The following is a 608-nucleotide window of genomic DNA, read 5'->3' as shown; positions in this document are numbered from 1 at the left end:
ACGATCACCGATATGTTTAGAAACATTATTCAGAATTCGATATTTAACTTTTTTAGTAGATTCTGATTGATTATGCCATTGCATGCTTTGTAAATACTGATGTAACAACCAATCGAAAGACCCTTCTGTGAGTCTGGTATGCCTCTTTGTTTTGGAGGAGCCATTTTGCGCTTGTTTAATAGCCAGCGTATAATTGTCAACAAATTCTTGCGTTCCATAGGTTCCTTCAATCCGAAACCGTGGTCCATGACCAATACGTACATACCATATAACTTTACCATGGCGTGTACGTTCACGAACAAGATGCGGTGGACGGCGTTTTGGCATGGCTAAAACTTTATACCGTCGACAGAGGAGCAGCTTTTGCTGGTCTCGTAGTCTTCTTGTTCATTTTCAAGCGGTGGAAAATCGTCAATGCTATAAGTATTATCTGTCGTTGTTGGTGTTATGGTTTTATTGATATGAATTAATAATTCCCCTGTAGGTTTGATTTCTATTAATTCGCATCCTTGTTTTTTAGCTTCTCTTAAAGCACGAGCAATAGCTGGCTGCGTGATAGTAGGTGGGCGGTGTGGCATGTTTATTCCCCTTCATTTTAGATGTAATTC

The 608-nt window shown here is 39.5% G+C and carries 1 protein-coding gene and 1 pseudogene; both read right to left on the bottom strand.

All coding sequences use genetic code 11. The features are described from left to right. Nucleotides 1-327: pseudogene (locus ACFINF_RS09495) on the bottom strand (integrase); the annotation flags it as partial. A gap of 2 nt (nucleotides 328-329) precedes the next feature. Continuing rightward, a complete protein-coding gene (locus ACFINF_RS09490) occupies nucleotides 330-578 on the bottom strand; it encodes a hypothetical protein (protein WP_375620628.1) in 249 nt (82 codons plus the stop codon). Nucleotides 579-608 lie beyond the last annotated feature (30 nt).

The organism is Bartonella sp. TS25HLJMH (assembly GCF_042193505.1).
In the GTDB taxonomy this organism is placed as follows: Bacteria; Pseudomonadota; Alphaproteobacteria; order Rhizobiales; family Rhizobiaceae; genus Bartonella; species Bartonella grahamii.
This window is presented reverse-complemented; position numbering and strand designations above follow the sequence as displayed.

What these genes read in the sequence shown, in the direction of transcription:
- ACFINF_RS09490 (WP_375620628.1), bottom strand. Translation starts at nt 578, where the DNA reads ATGCCACACCGCCCACCTACTATCACGCAGCCAGCTATTGCTCGTGCT.